This window comes from Streptomyces sp. NPDC085931 (assembly GCF_044540565.1).
GTDB lineage: Bacteria > Actinomycetota > Actinomycetes > Streptomycetales > Streptomycetaceae > Streptomyces.
This window is the reverse complement of sequence record NZ_JBITSK010000011.1, coordinates 20,790-42,607: the sequence shown is the minus strand read 5'-3', so window position 1 is coordinate 42,607 and position 21,818 is coordinate 20,790. Positions and strand designations below refer to the sequence as shown.

The 21,818-nt window shown below is 73.5% G+C and carries 15 protein-coding genes; 9 read left to right on the top strand and 6 right to left on the bottom strand.

What is annotated here, in order from left to right:
• Positions 1-30 precede the first annotated feature (30 nt).
• Positions 31-1,587, top strand: a complete 1,557-nt coding sequence (locus tag ACIGAN_RS23280) for a hypothetical protein (protein WP_399860141.1) — start codon at positions 31-33, stop codon at positions 1,585-1,587.
• Positions 1,588-1,601: 14 nt separating this feature from the next.
• On the opposite strand, the gene ACIGAN_RS23275 is transcribed toward ACIGAN_RS23280, so the two are convergent.
• Positions 1,602-2,015, bottom strand: coding sequence for an organic hydroperoxide resistance protein (locus ACIGAN_RS23275; RefSeq protein WP_309094114.1), 414 nt, complete (start codon positions 2,013-2,015; stop codon positions 1,602-1,604).
• A 93-nt stretch (positions 2,016-2,108) separates the two neighbouring features.
• Between ACIGAN_RS23275 and ACIGAN_RS23270 the strand changes: the two genes are divergently transcribed.
• On the top strand, positions 2,109-2,624 hold the full coding sequence (locus tag ACIGAN_RS23270; RefSeq protein ID WP_399860138.1) for a MarR family winged helix-turn-helix transcriptional regulator: 516 nt from the start codon (positions 2,109-2,111) through the stop codon (positions 2,622-2,624).
• On the opposite strand, the gene ACIGAN_RS23265 is transcribed toward ACIGAN_RS23270, so the two are convergent.
• Positions 2,554-4,092 carry a glycosyltransferase family 39 protein gene (locus ACIGAN_RS23265; RefSeq protein WP_399860433.1) on the bottom strand — a complete coding sequence of 513 codons (1,539 nt, stop codon included), beginning with the start codon at positions 4,090-4,092 and terminating at the stop codon, positions 2,554-2,556. The genes ACIGAN_RS23270 and ACIGAN_RS23265 overlap by 71 nt on opposite strands.
• A gap of 169 nt (positions 4,093-4,261) precedes the next feature.
• On the opposite strand from ACIGAN_RS23265, the gene ACIGAN_RS23260 reads away from it, so the two are divergent.
• Both ACIGAN_RS23260 and galE read left to right on the top strand, forming a co-directional pair.
• Positions 4,262-5,980 carry a glycosyltransferase family 2 protein gene (locus ACIGAN_RS23260; RefSeq protein ID WP_399860136.1) on the top strand — a complete coding sequence of 573 codons (1,719 nt, stop codon included), beginning with the start codon at positions 4,262-4,264 and terminating at the stop codon, positions 5,978-5,980.
• 91 nt (positions 5,981-6,071) lie between these two features.
• A complete protein-coding gene (gene galE, locus ACIGAN_RS23255) occupies positions 6,072-7,052 on the top strand; it encodes a UDP-glucose 4-epimerase GalE (RefSeq protein ID WP_365098195.1) in 981 nt (326 codons plus the stop codon).
• 228 nt (positions 7,053-7,280) lie between these two features.
• On the opposite strand, the gene ACIGAN_RS23250 is transcribed toward galE, so the two are convergent.
• The gene (locus ACIGAN_RS23250) at positions 7,281-7,907 is read right to left on the bottom strand and encodes a TetR/AcrR family transcriptional regulator (protein ID WP_365098196.1); all 627 of its coding nucleotides are present in this window, start codon (positions 7,905-7,907) and stop codon (positions 7,281-7,283) included.
• A 187-nt stretch (positions 7,908-8,094) separates the two neighbouring features.
• Between ACIGAN_RS23250 and ACIGAN_RS23245 the strand changes: the two genes are divergently transcribed.
• From ACIGAN_RS23245 to ACIGAN_RS23230, 4 genes are all read left to right on the top strand, one after another.
• Complete coding sequence (locus ACIGAN_RS23245; protein ID WP_399860133.1) at positions 8,095-9,009, top strand: ABC transporter permease; 915 nt, start codon at positions 8,095-8,097, stop codon at positions 9,007-9,009.
• Positions 9,002-9,820, top strand: coding sequence for an ABC transporter ATP-binding protein (locus tag ACIGAN_RS23240; RefSeq protein ID WP_365739126.1), 819 nt, complete (start codon positions 9,002-9,004; stop codon positions 9,818-9,820). Before ACIGAN_RS23245 ends, ACIGAN_RS23240 begins: the two co-directional genes overlap by 8 nt.
• A 99-nt stretch (positions 9,821-9,919) precedes the next feature.
• Positions 9,920-12,115 (top strand): CDP-glycerol glycerophosphotransferase family protein, encoded by a 2,196-nt coding sequence (locus tag ACIGAN_RS23235; RefSeq protein WP_399860131.1) that lies wholly within the window; start codon positions 9,920-9,922, stop codon positions 12,113-12,115.
• Positions 12,112-13,794 (top strand): glycosyltransferase family 2 protein, encoded by a 1,683-nt coding sequence (locus ACIGAN_RS23230; protein ID WP_365739130.1) that lies wholly within the window; start codon positions 12,112-12,114, stop codon positions 13,792-13,794. The genes ACIGAN_RS23235 and ACIGAN_RS23230 overlap by 4 nt, the downstream gene beginning before the upstream one ends.
• Positions 13,795-13,874: 80 nt before the next feature.
• Here the strand turns inward: ACIGAN_RS23230 and ACIGAN_RS23225 are convergent, their stop codons facing one another.
• From ACIGAN_RS23225 to ACIGAN_RS23215, 3 genes are all read right to left on the bottom strand, one after another.
• The gene (locus tag ACIGAN_RS23225) at positions 13,875-18,836 is read right to left on the bottom strand and encodes an NAD-glutamate dehydrogenase (RefSeq protein ID WP_365098205.1); all 4,962 of its coding nucleotides are present in this window, start codon (positions 18,834-18,836) and stop codon (positions 13,875-13,877) included.
• Positions 18,837-19,305: 469 nt separating this feature from the next.
• Positions 19,306-19,971 carry an HAD family hydrolase gene (locus ACIGAN_RS23220; RefSeq protein ID WP_365739132.1) on the bottom strand — a complete coding sequence of 222 codons (666 nt, stop codon included), beginning with the start codon at positions 19,969-19,971 and terminating at the stop codon, positions 19,306-19,308.
• A gap of 72 nt (positions 19,972-20,043) precedes the next feature.
• Complete coding sequence (locus tag ACIGAN_RS23215; protein WP_365098208.1) at positions 20,044-20,559, bottom strand: DUF6912 family protein; 516 nt, start codon at positions 20,557-20,559, stop codon at positions 20,044-20,046.
• A gap of 329 nt (positions 20,560-20,888) precedes the next feature.
• Here ACIGAN_RS23215 and ACIGAN_RS23210 point away from each other — a divergent pair, with 329 nt between their 5' ends.
• A complete protein-coding gene (locus ACIGAN_RS23210) occupies positions 20,889-21,713 on the top strand; it encodes an Rv3235 family protein (protein ID WP_399860127.1) in 825 nt (274 codons plus the stop codon).
• Positions 21,714-21,818: the final 105 nt, after the last annotated feature.

Here is a 21,818-nt window from a genome sequence, read left to right as displayed (position 1 = left end):
GCGCATGCCCCAGACCCCCTTCCCCCTCCTGTGAGCGCCCCGGTCCTGGTCCGGCGGGCCGTGCGCGGTGCGACGGCGCTGCGCGGCGGCCGGGTGGGACGGCCCACCCCGTACCAGCTCTGCGGCGCCCTGTTCTGGCTGGTGATGACGCTGGCGTACTGGCGGATCCCGCTGTGCTGCGACGCCGGGCAGCACGCGGCGGTGATCGAGCGCCTCAGGGACGACCTGCTGCACCCGGCCCACACCATGGCGGACCTGCCGGGCGAGGGCAGCCCCTACTACGGCCCGTACGCCGTCGCGCAGGGCGTGCTCGCGCGGCTGACGGGGCTGTCCGGCTGGGCGGTGGTGAAGCTGGCCGGGCCGGCCCATCTGCTGGTGCTGCTCGCCGGGCTCGGCCGTTTCGTGCGGAGCCTGACCGCCCGGCCCTGGGCGCCGGTGCTGGCGCTGCTGTTCATGACGCTGCTGTGGGGCACCACCCGGATCCTGTGGAGCGGCTACCTCGGGCTGATGTCGATGACGACCAACCTGGGCTATCCGTCCGCGCTGGCCATCGGCCTGACGTTCTGGGCGTGGGCCTGGACGGGCACCCGCGCCCGGGAGGACGCCGCCGTGCGGTTCGTCGGCCCGAGCGGGCTCGGCGGCTGGTGGGGGTACGCCGGGATCGGCGCCCTGTACGCGCTGATCCTGCTGACGCATCCGGTCACGGCCGCCTCGGCGTTCACCGGGGCGGTGGCGATCGTGGCGTCCCGGCAGCGCGGCTGGCGCCGGCCGGTCGTGGCGCGCTGGGCGCTGACCGCCGTGTCCTGCGCGGCGCTCGCCCTGGCGTGGCCGTACTACGACGTGCTGGAGCTGGTGGGCGACAGCGGCATGGACGCGATGCACCGGCAGTTGTACGAGCGGATGCTCGCCAACTCCTGGCTGGCGCTGCTCGGCCTGCCCGTGCTGTGGCTGCGGGCCCGCCGCTCGGCGCGTGATCCGCTGGTGTGGATGTTCGCGCTGGAGTGCCTGCTGGTGGCGTACGGCTGGGTGAGCGGGCACTACACGTACGCCCGGGCCCTGTGGGCCGTGCTGGTGCCGCTGCAGTTCGCCCTGGCGGTGGAGCTGGCGGCGCCCCGGCCCTGGCGCACGGCCCGCAGGGTGCTCGGCGGGCTGGCGGCTGCCGGGGTGTGCGCCGGGTTCGTCACCGTGCACGCCGGGGCGGTCGTGCCGCGCTCCGTCGACCCGGTGGGGTTCGCGCAGCCGACCCGCTGGCCGTCGTACGACTGGGCGGCGCGGCACATCGGGCGGGGCGAGGTGGTCATCACCGACGGGTACTTCGCCAGTCACGCCCTCGCCGGTCACGGGCCGAACCTCGCCGCGCCGATCTGGCCCGACCCGGCCCTGGACGAGGCGGAGCGCAAACGCCGCGCGGCCGAGGTGCGCGCCTACCTCGCCCCTGACTCGACCCGCGCCGAGCGGGCCGCCGTCGTCCGCCGCTACCACGTGCGCTGGCTGCTGCTGACGCGCTGGCACCCGGTGCCCGAGGAGGCCGTGGTGGTGGCGTGGAGCGGACGGACGGGGGAGGTCCTGGCGCGGGTCGGGGAGTGAGGCGCGGCGGGTGACTACTCGATGACGAGGTCGACGTCGATGTTGCCGCGGGTGGCGTTGGAGTAGGGGCAGACCTGGTGGGCCTGCTCGACCAGCTTGCGGCCGGTCGCCTCGTCCACGCTGTCGGGGAGTTCCACGCGGAGGGTGACGGCGAGCCCGAAGCCCTCGCCCTGCTTGCCTATGGAGACCTCGGCGGTCACGGCGGCGTCGCTGACGTCGACCTTGGCCTGACGGCCGACCAGGCCGAGGGCGCTGCCGAAGCAGGCGGCGTAACCGGCGGCGAAGAGCTGCTCGGGGTTGGTGCCCTGGCCGTTGCCGCCCATCGACTGGGGCACGCCCAGGGCGAGGTCGAGCACGCCGTCGGAGCTGACGGCCCGGCCGTCCCGGCCGTGGGTGGCGGTGGCGACAGCGGTGTAGAGCGCGTCCATGGAAAACCTTCCCTCTCGGTCGTCGTTCGGCGGCCCGCTTCCGGACCGCCCGACACGAGAAGTAGAGCACACAATTGAGTTGTGTGCAATTTAATGGCGGACCCGAGCTACCCTGGAGGCATGAACACGCAGGACGACGACTGGCTCCGCCTGGACCAGCAGATCTGTTTCTCCCTGCACGCGGCCTCCCGCGCCTTCAACGGCGTCTACCGCGTGATCCTCAAGGACCTGGGGCTCACCTACCCCCAGTACCTGGTGATGCTGGTGCTGTGGGAGCACGGCGACCTGCCCGTGAAGAAGCTCGGGGAGCACCTGCGGCTGGACTCCGGCACGCTGTCGCCGCTGCTGAAGCGGCTGGAGGCGGCCGGTCTGGTACGCCGGGAGCGCAGCGCGCGCGACGAGCGGTCGGTTCAGGTGCGGCTCACCGAGGAGGGCACCGCGCTGCGGCGGCGCGCCCTCGAGGTACCGCGCCGGATCGCCGCCTCGACGGGCTTCGAGGCCGCCGAGATCCGCGCCCTGCGCGCCCGCCTGGACGAGCTCACCACCGCGCTGGACGCGGCCGCGCTCGCCGGGGCGCCGGGTGGCCCGCCGGCAGCCGGGCCGTCGTAGCGGCACCGGGCGGCACCTCGGCGGCCCGCCGCCGCACGTGCAGGCGCAGCACCACGTCGTCCCGGACGTGCTCCTCGCGGACGGCGAACTCCTCCGCCAGCACGGCCAGCTTGGTGCGCTCCACGGGGTCGGCCGGCGACCAGCCCGGGGCCAGCGCGTACCGCTCGGCGACCAGCCAGACGCGGTCCACCGAGGCGAGCCGCCGGCGCAGCTGCCCGGGTGTCGCCTCGCGCCCCCACAGCGTCCCGGACCGGGGCGCCGACTCCCGCAGCGCGATGTCCCGCACCCGGGCGAACCCCTTCGGGTAGGCCAGCGCGGCCAGCCTGCCGACCGACGGCACGAACAGCACGGGGTCGCCGGGGCGCATCTGGCGGACGGCGAGCGCGGAGACCACGGCGAGGTTGTCCGGGCGGTGCGCGGCCGAGCGGTCCTGGCGGTGGACGGGCAGCTGGTGCAGGAAGGTCGCGGTCAGGGCCAGGACGCCGGTGACACCCACCAGGGCGTGCGCGTGCCGGCCGCCGATCCGCACCCGGCGCCCGTCGAACCGCACCCGCCCCAGCAGCCCGGCCACCCGCCCCGCCCCGGCCGCGATCAGCAGGGACGCGCCCGCCAGCGCGTACAGCACGTACCGGTCGTGGTAGAGCGGCCGGACCTGGGACGCGGTCAGCAGCAGGCCCGGCGGCACCAAGAGCAGCGGCAGCGCGACCGCCGCCGTGCGCCGCGCCCGCAGCCCCACGGCCAGCAGCAGCAGCGACACCCACAGGGCGGCGCCCTCCGGGCCGGGCACGACGTTCCGGGCCAGCCGCGCGACCCGGTCCCAGCCGGGCGTGACCAGCCACGCCACCTGCCCGGCCTGCCCGTGTGAGACCCACACCAGCGGCAGGACGAGCAGCACCACCGCGCCCGCCGCGCGGCCCCAGCCGGACCACACCCGGCGCGGGACCCGCCACAGGGCGAGGGTCACCGCGTGCGCGCAGAGCACCAGTACCGCGAACTCGTGCAGCAGACAGGTCGGCGCGAGGACCGCCCCGTACGGCCACCAGGCACGGGCCCGGCCCGCGTCCACGGCCCGCACCAGCAGCAGCGTCGCCGCCGCCACGCCCGCCGCGACGAGCGCGTAGGACCGCCCCTCCTGGGCGTAGTGGCCGGTCATCGGCGTGATCGCGTAGAGGACGCCGGCCCACAGGCCGACCCGCGGCCCGGCCAGCCGGACACCCAGGGCCGCCACCAGCCCGGCGGTCGCGGTCGCCGCGGCCACCGACGGCAGGCGCAGCACGACCTCGTCCGGGTGGACGGCGAGGACGGCGTGCATGACCAGGTAGTACAGGCCGTGCACCGCGTCCACGTCGTGCAGCAGCCGCCAGATCTGCGGGACCGTGCGCTGCGCGACCTGGAAGGTGACGCTCTCGTCGCCCCACATGCCGCCGCGGTCCAGGCCCCACAGCCCGACCGCGAGCATCACCGCCATGGGAACCGCCACGGCAACCGTCTCGGGCGGCACGCGGGTGCCGAACCGGCCGCTCCCCCTCGCCTGTCCGATCGTCACGGCCCGATTCTGCGGGGGAAGAGGCGGATCAGGGGTAATTGGTGGTGTGTTATCACTTTCATGTCATTCGCCCGGCTTACGATCCGCGGTGATGGATGCCGTGAGGAATGCCGAGGGGGACGTCGCCGTCGTGGTCATCGGCCATGACGACGCCGCCCATGTGACGGACGCCGTGCGCTCGGCGCTCGGCCAGGGCCCGGCCGTGCGGGAGGTCGTCGCCGTCGACGACTGCTCCACGGACGGCAGCGCGGACCTGCTCGCCCGGCTGGCCGCGTCGCAGCCCCGGCTGCGGGTGATCCGGCGGCGGGCCAACAGCGGCGGCTGCGGCACCCCGCGCAACACCGGGCTCGACGCGGTCACGGCGCCGTACGTGATGTTCCTGGACAGCGACGACGTGCTGCCGCCCGGAGCGGTCGACGCGCTGCTCGCGGCGGCCGCGGGAGCCGGCGCCGAGGTGGCGGGCGGCCTGTGCGTGCGCAGGGAACTGCCCTCCGGCCGCGAGGTCCCCTGGCAGGCCGGCCTCTACGCGCACCACGCCGTGGTGCCGCGGCCCGCGCGGCGGCCCCGCCTGGTCCACGACACGCTGTGCGTCAACAAGCTCTACCGGACCGGCTTCCTGCGCGCGCACCGCATCCGCTTCCCCGAGGGCCGCTTCCCCTACGAGGACGTCGTCTTCACCGCGCGCGTGCTGGCCGCGGCGCCGCGCATCGCCTTGGTGCCGGACCGGGTGTACGTCTGGCACGTGCGGCGGTCCGCCGAGCGGCTGTCGATCTCGCTGGACCGGGCCGGCGTCGACAACTGGCGGGCCCGCACGGAGGCGTGCCGGCAGGCGTACGAGCTCCTGCTGGGCGCCGGGCAGAAAGAACTCGCGCGGGCGTCGCGCGCCAAGTTCCTCGACCACGACCTGCGGATGTACCTGCGCGAACTGGGGTTGCGTGACGCCGCCTACCAGCGCGCGTGGTGGGAGCTCACGCGGGCGCATCTCGCGCGGTACGACGCGGACGACTGGGCCCGCAACCCGGTGGCCCCCGGCCGGCTGGCGGGACGGGTCGTCCTGGCGTCCCCGGAGCCGCGCGACCTGCCCCGGCTGCGGGAGCTGGCGGCCCGCCCGGCCCGGCTCCGCCCGCCGTACGCCCGCGCCGCCGACGGCACGCCCGTCTGGTCCGGCGACCTGCCCCAGGTCTCCCTCGAACCCCTGCTGAACGCTCCGGTGCGCACGCTCCCCCTCGCGGTCGACGCCGCGCTGCGGCCCCGCGCGCGGGGCACCCGGCTGCGGCTGCGTCTGCACGAGCTGTACGGGCGGGTGGGGCGGGCGGGACCGGAGGCGGTGGAGGTGGAGTGGTGCCACCGGGACGACGGGGCCGTGGTGGTCCGGTCGGGGACCGCGCCCCTCGTGCCGTGCACCGGGACGGCCGGGTCCGCGCCCGGCCCCGAGGCGCCCCCCGAGCCTCCCGGAGCCACGGCCGCCGCCCGCCCGCCCGAGGCTCCTGCGGCCTGGTCGGCCGAGGCTCCTGCGGCCTGGTCGGCCGAGATCGGGGTCGATCTGCCCGCCCTCTTCGCGCTCGGCGCGGGCACGTGGGATCTGCGCCTGCGGGTCCGCTTCCGCGACGGCGGGAGCCGTGAGGTCACGGCGCACGCGCTCACGGGCGCCGGGCTGCTGCGCCGCCGCGCCGTCCCGAGCGCCCGGCGCGGCGTGGTACTCGTACAGCCGTACACCACCCACTCCGGCGCGCTGGCGCTGCGGGTGGCACCGGGCGTACGCGGTGTGCTGTCCGTCGTACGCCGGAGGCTGCGGCGCCTGCTTCACTGAGAGCACCACGACCACCGCCCGGCCACCACGGACCAGCGCCACGCACGCCACGCACACCACCACGGGTCAACTGACGAGGGGACGCACGCACATGACCTGGTTGATCACCGGCGGCGCCGGCTACATCGGGGCGCACGTCGTACGGGCGATGACCGCGGCGGGGGAACAGACGGTGGTGTACGACGACCTGTCCACCGGCATCGCCGAACGCGTGCCCGACGGGGTGCCGCTGGTGGTGGGCTCGACGCTGGACGCCGAGCGGCTCGCGCGCGTCCTCGCGGACCACGAGGTCACCGGCGTCGTCCATCTCGCCGCGAAGAAGCAGGTGGGCGAGTCGGTGGAACAGCCGCTGCGCTACTACCGCGAGAACGTCGAGGGCCTGCGGATCCTGCTGGACGCGGTGACGGCGGCCGGCGTGCCGTCCTTCGTCTTCTCCTCCTCCGCCGCGGTCTACGGCATGCCCGACGTGGACCTGGTCACCGAGGAGACGCCCTGCGCGCCCCTGTCGCCCTACGGCGAGACCAAGCTGGCCGGAGAGTGGCTGGTGCGCGCGACGGGCCGGGCGACCGGGCTGTCGACCGCCTGTCTGCGCTACTTCAACGTGGCCGGCGCGGCGAGCCCCGAGCTGGCGGACACGGGCGTGTTCAACCTCGTGCCGATGGTCTTCGAGAAGCTCACGCGGAACGCTCCGCCGCGGGTCTTCGGTGACGACTACCCGACCCCGGACGGCACCTGCGTACGGGACTACATCCACGTCGTCGACCTGGCCGAGGCCCATGTCGCCGCCGCCCGGGCCCTGCGCTCCGCCCCCGGGCGGGACCTCACGGTCAACATCGGCCGGGGCGAAGGCGTCTCCGTGCGCGAGATGATCGACCGCATCAACGCGGTCACCGGGTACGACCTGCCGCCCGAGGTCACGCCCCGCCGCCCGGGCGACCCGGCCCGGGTCGTCGCCTCCGCCGACCGCGCCGCCACCGAGCTGGGCTGGAAGGCCCGGCACGACGTCCAGGACATGATCACGTCGGCCTGGCAGGGCTGGCTCCGCCTGCACCCGGAGGCGGCGCGCCGCTGAGCCACCCCGCCCGGCCGGGCGACCGGGCCCGGCGGCAGACTGCGGTGGCCGGTGGCCGGGCGGCAGGCTGCGGTGGCCGGCGGCCGACTGCGGTGGCCGGTAGCCGGCGGCCGGCGGCGGTGGCCGGCTGCGGCGCCACGCTGCGGCGGCCGTCAGAGGTTCACCCGCTCGACCGGATCGGCCCCCTGCGCGCCACCCGGATCGGTCCCCCGGCCCGGCGGCGGAGTCTCACAGCGCCCGCAGCGCGCCCGCCGTCGCCGTGGCCAGCGATCCCAGGTAGCCCTTGGGCAGCCGAGGGCTGCGGATCACCACCGAGCGCCAGTACAGCGGGCCCGAGATCAGGTCGAGGGCCAGGTCGTGGTCGAGGCCCGCCCGCAGCTCCCCGCGCCGCTGCGCCGCCGTGACGATGCCGGTGGCGACCCCGTCCTGGCCTTCCCGCAGGGCCTTTTGGAGGGCCTCGGCGATCTCGGGGTTGCGGGCCGCCTCGGCCTGGAGGTCGGGGATGATCTGCGAGGCGACGGGGTGGCGCAGGGCGCGGGACGTCACCTCGTACAGCAGCCGCAGGTCGCCCTCCAGGGAGCCGGTGTCCGGCGCGGGCAGGCCCTGCACGGCGAGGGCCGAGACGATGTCCAGGACGAGGTGCAGCTTGGAGCGCCAGCGGCGGTAGACCGCCGTCTTCCCGACCCCGGCCCGCCGCGCGATCCCCTCGATGGACATCCGCGCGTAGCCGACGGCCGCCAGCTCCCCGAACACGGCCGCCCGGATCGCTTCCGTCACGTCCTCCCGCAGCACGGCCGCGCCCGCGGGGGCCCGGCGGCGCGGGGACGGCTGGGGCTCCTCGGGCTTCGTCGTCATGCCGGACAGCATAGGGCGTCACGACGAAACGGTTGCGTTCCGACGCTCGATCGGCTTACGCTCACGTTGCGACGATACGGTCCCGTCCCGACGTAAAGAGTCGTGCAGGTTCCGGCAAAGACCCTCCCTCCCTCGACCGGCCCTGCCCCCTGGTCCCCTCCCCTCCCCCCGAGCGAAAGCAGCGGATGTGAGTCAGGTCCTCCACTCACCGCCCCAGGTCCCGGCCCCCGCCGACGACGACCTCGCGGCCCTCGCCGCCCGCCACGGCCTCTCCGTCAGCGGCGCCCGCCCGTCCCTGCCCGAGTACGTCCGGCAGCTGTGGGCCCGCCGCCACTTCATCACCGCGTTCGCCACCGCCAAGCTCACCGCCCAGTACAGCCAGGCGAAGCTCGGCCAGGTCTGGCAGGTGATGACCCCGCTGCTGAACGCGGCGGTCTACTACTTCATCTTCGGCATCCTGCTCGGCACCAAGCACGGCGTGCCGGACTACGTCCCGTTCCTGGTCACGGGCGTGTTCGTGTGGACGTTCACGCAGAGCTCGATCATGGCGGGCACCCGCGCCATCTCCGGCAACCTCGGCCTGGTGCGGGCCCTGCACTTCCCGCGCGCCGCGCTGCCGCTGTCGTTCTGCCTCCAGCAGCTGCAGCAGCTGCTGTTCTCGATGGCCGCCCTGGTCGTCATCCTGCTCTGCTTCGGCGTGCCGGTCGGGGTGTCCTGGCTGCTGGCGGTGCCGGCGCTGTTCCTGCAGTTCACGTTCAACGCGGGCGTCTCCATGGTGGTGGCCCGGATGGGTGCCAGGACCCCCGACATCGCCCAGCTGATGCCGTTCGTGCTGCGCACCTGGATGTACGTCTCGGGCGTCATGTGGAGCATCGACAGGCTGGCGGACAAGGACAGCCTGCCGCGCGTGGTGACGGTCCTGCTGGAGACCAACCCGGCCGCGATCTACATCGACCTGATGCGCTTCGCCCTGATCGACAGCTTCCACGCGAGCCAGCTCCCGGCCCACGTGTGGGCGATCGCCGCCGGCTGGGCGCTGCTCGCCGGGGTCGGCGGGTTCATCTACTTCTGGAAGGCTGAGGAGACCTACGGCCGTGGCTGAGCACCCGAGCGAGAAGATCCCCACCGTCGTCGCCGACGGCGTCGACATCGTCTACCGCGTCAACGGCACCGGCGCCGGACGCGGCTCCGCGACCGCCGCCCTCAACCGCATCGTGCGCCGCAGGCAGACCGAGAAGGCCTCCGGGGTGCGCCGGGTGCACGCCGTGAAGAACGTGTCCTTCGTCGCCTACCGGGGCGAGGCGATCGGCCTGATCGGCACCAACGGCTCCGGCAAGTCCACCCTGCTGAAGGCCGTCGCCGGGCTCCTCCCCGTGGAGAACGGGCACATCTACACCGACGGGCAGCCCTCCCTGCTCGGCGTCAACGCGGCCCTGATGAACGACCTCACCGGCGAGCGCAACGTGCACCTCGGCGGCCTGGCCATGGGCATGACCCGCGAGCAGATCAGGGAGCGCTACCAGGAGATCGTCGACTTCTCGGGCATCAACGACAAGGGCGACTTCATCACGCTGCCCATGCGCACCTACTCCTCCGGCATGGCGGCGCGGCTGCGGTTCTCCATCGCCGCCGCCAAGGACCACGACGTGCTGCTCATCGACGAGGCCCTGGCCACCGGCGACCGGTCCTTCCAGAAGCGCTCCGAGGAACGCATCCGCGAGCTGCGCAAGCACGCCGGCACGGTGTTCCTGGTCAGCCACAACAACAAGTCGATCCGCGACACCTGCGACCGCGTGCTGTGGCTGGAACGCGGGGAGCTGCGCATGGACGGTCCGACGGAGGACGTCCTGAAGGAGTACGAGGCGTTCACCGGGGAGAAGGCACCGAAGCCCAAGGCGAAGGCCTCCGCGTGAGGAGGCACCGGCTCCCTCGTGAGACGCACTCGAACGGCCCTTTTGTCTCATTGGTGGCAGCATGACCGCGTAGGTGCAGCCGCGAGAAGGGGGCCCGTGATGGCCGAGCTCAGCATCGTCGTCCACGGGCCGAACGTGCAGGACCACCTGACGGAGCTGCTCGACTCCCTCGCCGCCCATCCGCTCCCCGACGCCGAGGTGATCGTGGCCGCGGTCGGCGACTGGGCCCGGGAGACGGCCGAGCGGCACGCCCCGGAGGTCCAGGTGCTCCCGCTGCCGGACGGCGCGGGCGACGCCGCGGCCCGGGCGGCGGGCGCGGCGCGGGCCTCCGGGCGCTGGCTGCACTTCGTGCACGCCAAGGACGGCCTGCCCGCCGGCGCCCCGCGCCTGGTCGCCGAGCGGGTGGCCGAACTCCCGCCCGAGGTGGACGTCCTGCTGCTCGACCACGTCCGCAGCACCTGGCGCAGCACCGGCATGCCCTCCCCGGACGGCTCCCTGCTCGCCCGGGCGGGCCGTGCCGACGTCGCCCTCGACGACTGCTCGCCGCTGCTGCGGCTGACCCCGCTGCTCGGCACCCGGGTCCTGCGCGCGGAGTTCTGGAAGGCGCACGAACAGCACTTCACCACCGACGACGAGCCGTACGCCGCCCTGGCCGCGCTGCTGCTCGCCGACCGTGTCGCCTGCCTGCCGCACGCGGTCTACGAGGACCGCCGGCTGCGCCCCGCGAGCCTGCCCCCGGTCACGCCCGAGCAGCGCTACGGCCTCGTCGCCCGCTACGAGGCGCTGCTCGACCTCACGACGGGCCGCCGGGCCGCCCACACCGTGCTCTACGACGTCATGGTCCGCGACTGCCTGCGCACCTTCGCCCGCAGCGGCATGCCCGAAGAGGTCGCGCGGGAGTTCTTCCGCCGGGCGTCCCTGGCCGCCGTGCGCCGCCGCCCCGAGGGCTACCGCCATCCGGCCGGCCTCGAAGGCGTCCGCCGCTCGCTGCTCCAGGAGGGCGCGTACGGCAGGTACCGGGCGTTCCAGGCCGTCAACCGCACCCGCCGCACCGCCAGGTCGGCCGTACGCACCCGCAAGCGCCAGGTGGGGGCCAGGCTCCGCGACCACCAGTACCGCAGGGCGCTCGGCCGCCCGGTCAACCCGCACCTGGCGGTGTTCTCGGCGTACTGGAACCGCGGGGTCGCCTGCAACCCGGCCGCGATCGCCGCCAAGCTCGCCGCGCTCGCCCCGCAGATCCACCCGGTGTGGGTGGTGAGCGCGGAGAACGCGGCCCTGCTGCCGCCCGGCACCGACCACGTCGTGCCCGGCACCCGCCGCTACTGGGAGGTGCTGGCCACCGCCAAGTACCTGGTCAACAACGTCAACTTCCCCAACGCGGTGGTCAAGCGCCCCGACGCGATCCACGTCCAGACCCACCACGGCACGCCCCTGAAGCGCATGGGCCTCGACCAGATGGCCTACCCGGCCGCCGCCCAGGGGCTGGACTTCCAGGCGCTGCTGGAGCGCATCGACAAGTGGGACTTCAGCGTCTCCGCCAACAGCCACACCACCCGCATGTGGGAGCGCGCCTACCCCTCGCGCTACGTCTCCCTGGACCACGGCTATCCGCGCAACGACGTGTACTACACCGCCGGCGCCGCCGAGATCCGCGCGGTGCGCGACCGCCTCGGCATCGCCCCGGGCCGGCGGGCCGTCCTCTACGCGCCCACCCACCGCGACTACGAGGCCGGCTGGACGCCCCGCCTGGACCTCGCCGCCCTCGCCGACCGCCTCGGCGACGGGACGGTCCTCCTCGTGCGCGGCCACTACTTCTACGGCGGCGCCGCCTCCCCGCTGACCAGCCTGCGCCGCACGGGCCGGATCATCGACGTCTCCTCCTACGACCCGGTCGAGGAGCTGTGCCTGGCGGCGGACGCCCTGATCACGGACTACTCCTCCATCATGTTCGACTACGCCAACCTCGACCGGCCGATCGTGATCCACGCCGACGACTGGGAGACGTACCGCACCACCCGGGGCGTCTACTTCGACCTGATGGCCGAGGCCCCGGGCCCGGTGGCGCGCACCCAGCAGGAGCTGACGGAGATCCTCACCACCGAGGCCTGGCGCGACGAGGGCGCGGCCAAGACCCGGGCCGCCTTCCGCCGCCGGTTCTGCGAGTACGACGACGGGCGCGCCGCCGAACGTGTCGTGCGCCGGGTCTTCCTCGGCCAGGACGAGAAGGATCTGCCGCCGGTCCTGCCGCTAGAGGAGCGCACCCCGGCCCCCACCCCGCAGGAGGCGACCGCATGAGCCCCCAGGACGTCCTGAGCACCCCCGGCGACCTGAGCACCCCCGACGTGACGGTGACGGTCATCGTCTACAACGACGCCGAACGCCTCCCCCGAGCCGTCGAGTCGGTCCGCCGCCAGACCCACGGCGCCATCGAGATCATCATCAGCGACGACCACTCCACGGACGCCACCCCGGCGGTGGCCCAGCGCCTGGCGGCCGAGGATCCGCGCATCCGCCACCTGCGCCTGGAACGCAACAGCGGCGGCTGCGGCGTCCCGCGCAACCGCGCCCTGCAGATCGCCCGGGCACCGTTCCTGATGTTCCTCGACAGCGACGACGAACTCCTCGAGGACGCGGTCGCCCTGCTGCTCGCCGCGCACCGCGAACGCGAGCTCGACTTCGCCATGGGGGCGGTGCAGCGGATCCGCGTGGACAACGGCCGCCGCTCGACGTGGATGCCGCACCTGGTCGCCGAGCGCCGCACCCTCGACGGCATCGAGTCCGACCCGCGCCTGCTCTTCGAGCACCTGTCGACGAGCAAGATGTACGCCCGCGCCTTCCTCGACCGGCACGACCTGCGCTTCCCGGAGGGCATCCACTACGAGGACCAGCTGTTCTCGGCGCAGGCGTACTGCCTGGCCAAGACCTTCACGATCATCCCCGAGCCGGTCTACCGCTGGTACGTGGCCCCCTACGCGGCCTCCGACGCGGCCTCGATATCCAACCAGCGGCACAAGCTCGCCAACGTCCGCGACCGGATCCACGTCCAGCGCCTCATCGACGCGTTCCTCGCGGAGAGCGGGCACGAGTCGCTGCGCGAGGACAAGGACCACAAGTTCCTCAAGCACGACTTCCGCATGTACGCCGGTGACCTGCCCTACCGCGACGACGCCTGGCTGGCGTCCTTCGCGGACCTCGTCACCCCCTACCTCGACACCCTCACCCCGGGCGCGTTCGCCCGGCTGCCGCGGGCCGAGCGCGTGGTCGTGCAGCTGATCCGGGACCGCCGGTTCGCGGACGCCCGCCTGGCGTCCAGAGGGCTGGGCCACGGCGTCGGCCCCCGCCAGGTCACGACGGACGGCGCCGGCCGCGCCTACTGGGGCGACCGGGTCCCCGCGTCCGCCCCGGCCCGCCGCGAACTGGACATCACCGACCTGGAGCTGGAGACCCGCCCGTTCCCGAGCGCCCAGTTCCGCCACGAGATCACCGAGATCACCCGGGGCCCGGGCGCCTCGATCGACCTGACGATCCGCACCTACGACCCGGCCCGGCGCCTGCCGGTCGGCCCCCAGCGCGCCATGCTGCTCATCGCCCCCGGAGGCCGCCGCCTGCACGTCCCCTTCCGCCTCTCCCCCGTGCGGCCGGGGCTGTTCGAGGGCCACGCCCATCTGGATCTGGCAGCGGCCTCCCTGCCCCTGCAGGGCTTCGCGGGCGTGCGTCACCCCCTGCTCCGGCTGACGCACCAGGGCCTGTCCCACACGGGCCTGCTGCTGGCGCCCCTGACGTTCCCGACGCTGACGACCCTCGTCCCCTCGCACCGGCTGACGGTGGAGCCGGAGGGCCACGGCCCGGGCCGTCTCCAGGTCCGCTGGGAGCCGGTGGGCGTGACGGCACGGGTGATCCGCCCGGTGGTGCGGCGGGTGGCCCGGCCGAAGGTGAAGCGGGCGGCCCGGCTGGTGGCCGGCGCCCTGCGCTGAGCGTCGCCCGCGTCCGGCCCTGCCGAGGAAAAACGCCCCGGGCCGTGCTCGGCCCGGGGCGTTCTCGTGACCCGTGCGCGCTACGAGTGCGTCCGCAGCAGGGTCCTCATCGTGCGCATCGCCACCGACAGGTTCGCCAGGTCGAACGCGTCCGAGCCCTGGATCTCCTCCAGCGTGGTGCGGGCCCGGCCCAGGATCGCCGCGTTCTTCTCCTCCCAGGCCTTGTAGCGCTGCTCGGGCGTCGAGGTGCCGTTGCCGACGGCCAGGACGTCCGCGGTCAGCGCCGCGTGCGCCGCGTACAGGTCCTCGCGGATCGCGGCGCGGGCCATGGACTGCCAGCGGTCGGCGCGGGGCAGCTCGATGATGCGGTCCATGAGCTGGGTGATGCGCAGCCGGTCGGCGAGGTCGTAGTAGACCTCGGCGACGTCGAGCGGCTCCCGGCCCATGCGGTCGGCGACCGAGACAATGTCGAGCGTCGGGAAGGCGGAGGAGAAGCCCGCCACCCGCGTGGCCAGCTCGTCCGGGACGCCCGCGCCCGTCAGCTCGTCGTAGATCTTCTGGTACCACTCCAGGTCGGCGCCGCGCAGCAGCTTCGGCAGCTGCGACCAGACCTGCTCGACCCGGTCGGCGAAGAAGTCGACCGTCTCGGCGAGCTGGAGCGGCTGCGGCCGGTTGTTGAGCAGCCAGCGCGTGCCGCGCTCCACCAGCCGGCGCGAGTGCAGCCGGATGCGGGTCTGGACCTCGGCCTCGACCTTGTTGTCGAGGGACTCGACCGCGTCCCACACCGGGTACTGGCGGAAGATCGCCCGGGCCGCGGTCTGCGCCCGCACGATCTCCTCCAGCGACGCGCCGGTCTCCTCGCGCAGCCGGTGCAGGTAGGTCGTGCCGCCCGTGTTGACCGTGTCGTTCACCAGGACCGTCGTGGTGATCTCGCGGCGCAGCGGGTGGCTGACCAGGTGCTCGGGGAACTGCTCGCGCAGCTCCTTCGGGAAGTAGGCGTGCAGCAGCGTGCTGAGGTACGGGTCGTCCGGCAGCGAGGTGTGCAGCAGCTCCTCGGCGACCGTGATCTTCGTGTAGGCCATCAGCACGGCCGTCTCCGGGCCCGTCAGACCCTGGCCCTGGGCGAGCCGCTCGCGGATCTGCCGGTCGCTGGGCAGGAACTCCAGCGCCCGGTCGAGGTGCCCCTCGCGGACCAGGTGCTTCATGAAGCGCTGCTGGGCGTGGAGCATCGCGCCGGACTGGGCGAGGGCGTTGGCGATGGCGGTGTTCTGCGCGTAGTTGTTGCGCAGCACCAGCCGGCCGACCTCGTCGGTCATGTCGGCGAGCAGCTTGTTGCGCTGCTTGACGGTCATGTCGCCGTCGGCGACCAGGCCGTTGAGCAGGATCTTGATGTTCACCTCGTGGTCGGAGGTGTCCACGCCCGCGCTGTTGTCGATGGCGTCGGTGTTGATCCGGCCGCCGTGCAGCGCGAACTCGATCCGGCCGAGCTGGGTCAGGCCCAGGTTGCCGCCCTCGCCGACGACCTTGACGCGCAGGTCCTTGCCGTCGACGCGGATGGCGTCGTTGGCCTTGTCGCCGACGTCGGCGTTCGACTCGGTCGAGGCCTTCACGTACGTGCCGATGCCGCCGTTCCACAGCAGGTCCACCGGGGCCTGGAGGATGGCCTTCATCAGGTCGGCCGGGGTCAGCTTGGCGACCTTGGCCTCGATGCCGAGGGCCTCGCGGATCTGCGCGTTGACCGGGATCGCCTTGGCCGTGCGCGGGAAGACGCCGCCGCCGGGCGAGAGCAGCTCGGTGTTGTAGTCCTCCCAGCTGGAGCGGGGCAGCTCGAACAGGCGGCGGCGCTCGGCGTAGGAGGTGGCGGCGTCCGGATTCGGGTCGATGAAGATGTGCCGGTGGTCGAAGGCGGCGACCAGGCGGATGTGCTCGGAGAGCAGCATGCCGTTGCCGAACACGTCGCCGGACATGTCGCCGATGCCGACGACGGTGAAGTCCTCGCTCTGCGTGTCCACGCCCATGTCGCGGAAGTGCCGCTTGACCGACTCCCAGGCGCCGCGGGCGGTGATGCCCATGCCCTTGTGGTCGTAGCCGGCGGAGCCGCCGGAGGCGAAGGCGTCACCGAGCCAGAAGTTGTACTTCTCGGCGACCTCGTTGGCGATGTCGGAGAAGGTGGCGGTGCCCTTGTCGGCGGCGACGACGAGGTAGGTGTCGTCCTCGTCGTGCCGGACGACGTCGGCCGGGGGCACGACCTCGCCGGCGACCATGTTGTCGGTGATGTCGAGCAGCGCCGAGATGAACGTCTTGTAGCTGGCGATGCCCTCGGCCATCCACGCGTCGCGGTCGACGCTGGGGTCGGGCAGCTGCTTGGCGACGAACCCGCCCTTGGCGCCGACCGGCACGATGACGGTGTTCTTCACCATCTGCGCCTTGACCAGGCCGAGGATCTCCGTGCGGAAGTCCTCCCGCCGGTCCGACCAGCGCAGACCGCCACGGGCGACCTTGCCGAAGCGCAGGTGCACGCCCTCGACCCGGGGCGAGTACACCCAGATCTCGAACGCCGGGCGCGGCGCGGGCAGGTCGGGGATGGCCTGCGGGTCGAACTTCATGGAGACGTAGTCGTGCGGCCTGCCGCCCTCCGCCTCCTGGAAGAAGTTGGTCCGCAGGGTCGCCTTGATGACCGTGAGGAAGGACCTGAGGATCCGGTCCTCGTCGAGGCTGGCGACCTGGTCGAGGGCCGCGTCGACCTCCTCCAGCAGCGCGTCCACGATCTCGTGCCCCGCGCGCTGCCGCTCGGGCGACATCCGCGCCTCGAACAGGGAGACGAGCAGCCGGGTGGTGTGGACGTTGTTGCGGAGGGTGTCCTCCATGTAGTCCTGGCTGAACGTGGAGGCGGCCTGGCGCAGGTACTTCGCGTACGCCCGCAGCACCATCGCCTGGCGCCAGGTCAGCCCGGCGCTGAGCACGAGGGCGTTGAAGCCGTCGTTCTCCGCCTTGCCGGTCCAGGTGGCGGCGAAGGCGTCCTGGAAGCGTTCGCGGGCGTCGTCGCCGAAGTAGTCCGCGCTGCCGCCCTGCGGGCGCGGGATGCGCAGGCCGAAGTCGTAGATCCAGGCCACGCTCCGGTCCGAGCAGCGCAGCTCGTACGGCCGCTCGTCGACGACCTCGACACCGAGCCGGTTGAGGACCGGCAGCACCGCCGACAGGGAGATCGCGTCACCCGTGCGGTAGATCTTGAAGCGGCGTTCCTCGGGGGCGGCGCCCACCGGCTCGTAGAGGCTGAGCGCGAAGTCCTTGCCCTCCTCGGCGTTGAGCTGCTCCAGGTGGACGAGGTCGGCGACCGCGGCGCGCGGGTTGTGGTCGGCCTTGTAGCCCTCGGGGAAGGCGTGCGCGTAGCGGCGCATCAGCTCGGCCGCGCGCTCCTCGCCCAGCTCGGCGTTGAGCGCCTCGGCGAAGGCGTCCTCCCAGGAGCGGGCGGCCTCGACCAGGCGGGCCTCGATGCGCTCCTTGTCGGCGTCGGACAGCTGCTCCAGCTCGGTGCCCTGCGGGACCCGGACCACGAAGTGCAGCCGGGACAGGATCGACTCGGTGTTCCACGCCGTGAAGTCGACGCTGATGCCGCCGAGCTCCTCCTTGAGGATCTCGATGATCCGCAGGCGGACGGCGGTGGTGTAGCGGTCGCGCGGGAGGTAGACGAGGGCCGAGTAGTAGCGCCCGTACTCGTCCTGGCGCAGGTAGAGGCGCAGGCGCCGCCGCTCCTGCAGGTAGAGGACGGAGGTGACGATGGCGCGCAGTTCACCGACCGGGGTCTGGAACAGCTCGTCGCGCGGGTACGTCTCCAGGATCTGCAGCAGGTCGCGTCCGTCGTGGCTGTTGGGCGAGAACCCGGCCTGCTCCAGGACCTCCTCGACCTTGCGCCGGATCACGGGGACGCGGCGCACGGACTCGGTGTAGGCGGCGGAGGAGAACAGTCCGAGGAAGCGCCGCTCGCCGACGACGTTGCCGTCGGCGTCGAACTTTTTGACGCCGATGTAGTCCAGGTACGACGGCCGGTGCACGGTCGCCCGGCTGTTCGCCTTGGTCAGGACGAGCAGCTTGTGCTCGCGGGCCTTGGCGCGGGCGTCGGCGGGCAGCCGCTCGAAGGACGGGCTGACCGGGTGGCTCTCCTGGTCGGAGTGGTGCGGGTCGGCGCGCAGGATGCCGAGGCCGGTGCCGGGCACGGCGGCCAGGGAGTCGTCGTCGCGCAGCTGGTACTCGCGGTAGCCGAGGAACGTGAAGTGGTCGTCGGCCAGCCAGCGCAGCAGCTCGCGGGCCTCCTCGACCTGGGGACCGGGCAGGTCGCCGGGGATGGGCTCGTCCGGCAGCCCCTCCGCCAGCCGGATCGCCGCGTCCCGCATCTTGCCCCAGTCCTCGACGGCCTCCCGGGCGTCGGAGAGCACGCGCAGCAGGTCGGCGGTGATCTGCTTCAGATCGGCCCGGTCGGTCTCACGGTCGATCTCGACGTGGATCCAGGACTCGACGTGCGCGTCGTGCGGCAGGTCCGCGGCGCCGGTCGCGGGCGTGGGCAGGACCTCGACGAGCTTGCCGGTGACGTCGCGCCGCACCACGAACTGGGGGTGGATGACGACGTGGATGCCGCGCCCCTGCCGCGTCAGCTCGTTGGTGACGGAGTCGACGAGGAAGGGCATGTCGTCGGTGACGACCTCGACGACCGAGTGGCTGCAGGTCCACCCGTTCTCCTCGACCGTGGGCGTGTGGACCCGCACGTTGGCCGTGCCCTGGGGGCGGTTCTCGGCCAGCCGGTAGTGCGACACGGCGGCTCCGAAGACATCGACCGGGTCGCGGTCGGCGAGGTCCTCCGGGGCCGTGTGCAGGTAGTAACGCTGGAGGAACGTGAGCAGGGACTCGCGGTCCGGGGCTCCCTGGGCGTCTGGGGTCTCCTCGCCCGTCGACCCGGTCGGTAGGTGCCCCCCGACCGGGCTGTTCTCAGCTACCCGGGCGGCCCTCTCGAGCAACTCGGCCTTGGCTTCGTCCAGCTTGGTCTGCATTGTCCTCTGGCTCCTGTCGCGCGCCGTTGCGTGACGTAGAAGGAAGTACGGCCTCTGCGCTTACGACGTCACGTCGTGACACGGGGTATCCGGTCTGTACCGACGCTATGCCGCAAAGTGAGATGAGCGGGGGTGTCTGAGCCATTCTTGAGCTGCTCCACCGGTGTGACGCTGCTCTCCGCGACGCCTGGGTCCTGGTGGTGCTCGGCGTCCCGGGGGCCCTCGATGCCCCGTCCCGCCCGCGAGGACCAGCGACTGCCGCCCGGACACGGATGTCGTCCGTGCTCACCGGGCGCAGGGCGAGGACGTCGGCGTCCCCGCGAACTATCGCGCTGATCACGCCACCAAGGCTATCGCTCCTGACAGGGCCCCCGTCATGAGCCGTATGTGTACAAAACCAGCCCTGGAAGTTTGACGTTCTGCACAGTGCGCGCACCCGCCGGAGGGCATCGCGCCGTGCAGCCCGCGATCAGGCCGCCAGCCGCTGCGCCTCCTCGACCGCTTCCTCCAGCGTGTCGACGACGGGCACGCCCACCGTCTCCAGGCTCGCCCGGCTGTGCGATCCGCCGGTGTACAGCACGGCCCGGGCCCCCACGTGCAACGCGGCGACCGCGTCGTCCGCGGCGTCCCCGATCACCACCGTGCGCTCGGGAGCCACTCCCTTCAGCGTCCCCAGATGCCGCACCATGTGCTCGGCCTTGCTGCCGCCCGACGGCCCGGTCCGCCCGTCCACCCGTATGAAGTGCGGCTCGATCCCGAAGCCGCGCACCAGCGGCACGAGCTCCTCGTGCACGTACATGCTCAGGATCGACTGGCTGCGCCCCGTCGACCGCCACCCGGCCAGCAGCTCCTCGGCGCCCGCGGTCAGCCCGCACCGCACCCGGTGCTCCGCGTAGTACCGGTGGAAGATGCCGTCCATCAGCTCCCACTCGGCCTCGGTCGGCAGCCGCCCCATCAGCCGCTCGTAGAACTTCGGCACCGGAACGCAGTACAGCTCGCGGTACTGCTCCAGCGTCAGCGGCGCCAGCCCCAGCTCGGCGAAGGCCGCGTTCGTCGCCCCGATGATCGCGTCGATGTCGTGGAACAGCGTCCCGTTCCAGTCCCAGACAATGTGCGCGCCCGTCTTCGTCCCCATGCCCAAAACGTACCCGGCTCCACTGACAATCAAGAGACCAGCGCCTCCACGCGCCCCCGGGCGCGGGTTCGCTCAGTCCCCGCGGCCGACCAGGTTGGGGATCTCCTGCGTGGCGAACCACAGCAGTTCGTGGTCCTCGGCCCCGTCGACGACGAACTGCGCGTCGTCGTCCCCGCCGTCCGCCGCCGGCAGCGCGTCGGCCGCCGCCGTCACATCGGCCTCCGCGTCGGGCGCGTCGACGTGCACGGACGCCGCCTTGGCCAGGGCCACGGCGCCCGCGACCCGCACCTCCCCGAGCGCCGCCGGGTCGAGGCCCCGGTCGGGATCGGCGCTCGCGACCCGGTCGGGCACGTCCACCGCCACCACGACCCGGCGCCGGGGCGCGTCCGGCTCGGCGGCCAGCAGCCGCAGCGAGGCCAGCGCGGCACGGCTGAGCGCCGCGTACTCCAGCTCCTCGATGTCGTCGGAGAGGTACCACTCGCGCAGCGCGGGCGTGACGGCGTAGGCGACGAACGGTCCGGCCCCCAGCTCGCCCGTTCGGTACGCCTCGGCGAGACCGGGGAGGGTCATGGGCACGTAGACACGCATGGCTGGCCGCTTTCGTGGTCGGTCGGTGGGTCGTGTCCGGGTCGGACGGCGCCGCGGAGGCCTTCAGAATACGTGCCGCCGCGTCCCCTTTCGGGTCCCGCCCCGGGGCGCCGGACGCGTCCACCCCGGGCCGGGGATTCACCCGGGCCGCCCCTGGAAGGCCGGGGTCCATGCCCTGCGGACCACCCGGATAGGTGAACTTCCCTGCGCCCGCGACGCGCGGTCCGCTTCCTTGCTCCGGCCCTCCCCGTCCCCGTACAAGATCACCACCCGAAGTTACTCACCGGTATCCACCGGCCCACGGAACGGGACCCCCCATGCACAAGGTCATGACCAGGACCCATCGCCGCCCGCCCACACACCGGGACGAGCACGCCCCCGGCACCCCGGCGGACGCGGCCCCGCGCCCCCGAGCCCGCGAAACGGCCCTCACCACCGGACGCGCAAGCAGGCCACCCCTCACCAACGGAAACTCCGGCGCGCCACCCCTCACCACCGGAAGCGCAAGCACCCCACCCCTCACCACCGGAAGCGCCGGCGCGCCGCCCCTCACCCCCACCGGCCCGCCCCGCGTCCCCGGCGGCGGCCCGCCCCGCACCCCGGCGTCCGGCGGCCGCCCCCCGGCTTCCGCACGCGCCAAACGCCCGTACACACGCCCCGCCGACACCCGCCCGCCCGCCTCCCCGGGCAGCCGCCGCCCCGCCGCCCCCGCCGCGCGCAGGGGCCCGCACGGCGCCCCGCCGCCGTCGCCGAGCGCCCCCGGCCCGGCGTCCGGGCGGACCGTCCCCCGCGTCCCCGCCCAGGCCCCTCGGCGGACCCTCCCCACGGACCTCTTCGCGGACCTCCTCGTCGCCGTCCTGAGCGGCCACCGCCCCGTCCACTCGATGCTCCGCCACACCCGCGGCCGCGCCTACGACGAACTGACCTGGCTGGCCGAACGCGGCCCCCTGCGCACCCGGGGCGCGCGTCCCGTCGTGCGGGACATCGGCTACTTCGAACCCCGCCCGGGCGCCATCGAGGCCTTCGCCCGCATCGGCGCCGGCGACCGGCTGCGCGCGATGGCCTTCCGCCTGGAACTCGGCCAGGACCTCCGCTGGCGCTGCACGGCCGTCGAGCTCGGCGGCCCCCGCCCGCCCCGCCCCGACGCCGGCTGAGCCGCTGCCTCCGGCGAAGCGGACCGCCCCACGGCACGCCGAAGGGCCGGACACCCTCGGGTGCCCGGCCCTTCGAAGACGCTACGGCGACGGCCGCCGAGGCGG

What these genes read in the sequence shown, in the direction of transcription:
- ACIGAN_RS23275 (WP_309094114.1), bottom strand. Translation starts at nt 2,015, where the DNA reads ATGGACGCGCTCTACACCGCTGTCGCCACCGCCACCCACGGCCGGGAC.
- ACIGAN_RS23270 (WP_399860138.1), top strand. Translation starts at nt 2,109, where the DNA reads ATGGCGGACCCGAGCTACCCTGGAGGCATGAACACGCAGGACGACGAC.
- ACIGAN_RS23265 (WP_399860433.1), bottom strand. Translation starts at nt 4,092, where the DNA reads ATGGCGGTGATGCTCGCGGTCGGGCTGTGGGGCCTGGACCGCGGCGGC.
- ACIGAN_RS23260 (WP_399860136.1), top strand. Translation starts at nt 4,262, where the DNA reads ATGGATGCCGTGAGGAATGCCGAGGGGGACGTCGCCGTCGTGGTCATC.
- galE (WP_365098195.1), top strand. Translation starts at nt 6,072, where the DNA reads ATGACCTGGTTGATCACCGGCGGCGCCGGCTACATCGGGGCGCACGTC.
- ACIGAN_RS23250 (WP_365098196.1), bottom strand. Translation starts at nt 7,907, where the DNA reads ATGACGACGAAGCCCGAGGAGCCCCAGCCGTCCCCGCGCCGCCGGGCC.
- ACIGAN_RS23235 (WP_399860131.1), top strand. Translation starts at nt 9,920, where the DNA reads ATGGCCGAGCTCAGCATCGTCGTCCACGGGCCGAACGTGCAGGACCAC.
- ACIGAN_RS23230 (WP_365739130.1), top strand. Translation starts at nt 12,112, where the DNA reads ATGAGCCCCCAGGACGTCCTGAGCACCCCCGGCGACCTGAGCACCCCC.
- ACIGAN_RS23225 (WP_365098205.1), bottom strand. Translation starts at nt 18,836, where the DNA reads ATGCAGACCAAGCTGGACGAAGCCAAGGCCGAGTTGCTCGAGAGGGCC.
- ACIGAN_RS23220 (WP_365739132.1), bottom strand. Translation starts at nt 19,971, where the DNA reads ATGGGGACGAAGACGGGCGCGCACATTGTCTGGGACTGGAACGGGACG.
- ACIGAN_RS23215 (WP_365098208.1), bottom strand. Translation starts at nt 20,559, where the DNA reads ATGCGTGTCTACGTGCCCATGACCCTCCCCGGTCTCGCCGAGGCGTAC.
- ACIGAN_RS23210 (WP_399860127.1), top strand. Translation starts at nt 20,889, where the DNA reads ATGACCAGGACCCATCGCCGCCCGCCCACACACCGGGACGAGCACGCC.